We start from the raw sequence: 290 nt of genomic DNA, 5'->3' as shown, positions 1-290 counted from the left end.
ATGAACGAGAATGGGACGTCTCCGAATGAAGCAGCTGTCATTTTCAAAATTTCTTCACCTGGAGTCATTAGGAAATGGCGTAGTCAATTCAATGAACATGGAATAGACGCCCTGAATTCAAAGAAAAAGGGGCGTCCACGCATGACAGATAAGAATAAAAACCTCACAAAGAAGCAAGAACCTGCCAAGGATTCAATGGAGGCTCTACAAGCTGAATTAGAACGTTTACGTATGGAAAACGCCTATTTAAAAAAGTTGAATGCCTTAGTTCAAAACAAGGAAAAATCACC

The 290-nt window shown here is 40.0% G+C and carries 1 pseudogene; it reads left to right on the top strand.

Annotated elements, in window-relative coordinates:
- Nucleotides 1–290 (top strand): annotated as a pseudogene (locus WA407_RS26445) (helix-turn-helix domain-containing protein); the annotation flags it as partial.

Source organism: Paenibacillus sp. 203 (genome assembly GCF_037027525.1).
Taxonomy (GTDB): domain Bacteria; phylum Bacillota; class Bacilli; order Paenibacillales; family Paenibacillaceae; genus Paenibacillus; species Paenibacillus polymyxa_B.
The sequence above is the reverse complement of the archived record's forward strand: the minus strand, read 5'-3'. Positions and strand labels throughout refer to the sequence as shown.